The sequence below is a fragment of the Mitsuaria sp. TWR114 genome (assembly GCF_007997345.1).
This window is the reverse complement of the sequence record NZ_VOSR01000445.1, coordinates 1-1089: the sequence shown is the minus strand read 5'-3', so window position 1 is coordinate 1089 and position 1089 is coordinate 1. Positions and strand designations below refer to the sequence as shown.

Sequence of the window (1089 nt, the reverse complement as noted above, 5' to 3'; positions counted from 1 at the left end):
CAGCGCGCGCAGCGCCGGGTCCTCCCGCTGGATGAAGTCCCGCAGCGTCGCCGGCAAGGCGTCGTCGGGCGCGCGCGTCCCGCCGACGCTGGCGTAATACGCCGCCAACGGATGCGGATCGCCCGCGAGGATCCGCTCATGCAGCGCCGCCAGTAGCAGCACGGGCAGGCGCTGCGTCGGCGGCGCCTCCAGGAGCAGGCCCATCAGCGCGGCATCGCCGCCGATGACCGCCGCGAGGGCGCGGTACAGCGGGTCATCCTGGCCGTCGATCTCGGCGAAACGGGCGAAGTGGTGGGCGATGCGCCCGAGTGCGTCTTCCATGGCGATGGACTCCAGGCCGTCGTGCGCGGCCAGAATGTCGGCCGTCCGACAAATCCGCGTTGCCGGATCGGTCCGGTCGCGGCCGGCCTTCCCGGACGCTGAGGCCGCTCAGCCGCCCAGCGCCGCCTCGATCTCGCCGCGGATCGCCGCCGGCGCGTCGTTCGGCGCGAAGCGCTTGAGCACCTGCCCATCGCGCCCGACCAGGAACTTGGTGAAGTTCCACTTGATGCCCTGCGTCCCCAGGATCCCGGGCTTCTCGCCCTTGAGCCACTGCCACAGCGGATGCGCCTCACCGCCGTTGACCTTGACCTTGGCCATCATCGGGAAGCTGACCCCATAGTTCAGCTGGCAGAACGAGGCGATCTCCTCATTGCTGCCGGGGTCCTGGCCGCCGAACTCGTTGCTCGGGAATCCGACGATCACCAGCCCGCGGGCCTGGTAGTCGCGCCACAGGTCCTCCAGGCCCTTGAATTGCGGGGTGAAACCGCATTCGCTGGCGGTGTTGACGATCAGCAGCACGCGGCCGCGGTACTGCGACAGCGCGACCGGCTCACCAGCGATGCTGACGGCGTCGAAGTCGAAGGCAGTCTTGCCATTGGCGCTCATGGGGGACCTCCTCGTTGGGGCCGGGTGGGCCGGGGTGCATCCTAGCGCGGCGCGGCGGATCAGGCGCGGTGGCGCTCCAGGGCTGCCAGCATCGCCGCGCCCAGGATCGCCGCACCGCCCAGCGCCGTCTTGCCGTCCAGCGTGCCGCCGCCCAGCAGCAGC

General features: G+C 70.9%; 2 protein-coding genes. Both read right to left on the bottom strand.

Going from position 1 to position 1089, the window contains the following annotated elements; all coding sequences use genetic code 11:
- Nucleotides 1-321: DUF2332 family protein (locus FUT87_RS16120; RefSeq protein WP_147241672.1), on the bottom strand; the 321-nt coding region annotated here is incomplete at its 3' end.
- 108 nt (nt 322-429) lie between these two features.
- Nucleotides 430-927 carry a glutathione peroxidase gene (locus FUT87_RS16115; RefSeq protein WP_091729093.1) on the bottom strand — a complete coding sequence of 166 codons (498 nt, stop codon included), beginning with the start codon at nt 925-927 and terminating at the stop codon, nt 430-432.
- Nucleotides 928-1089 lie beyond the last annotated feature (162 nt).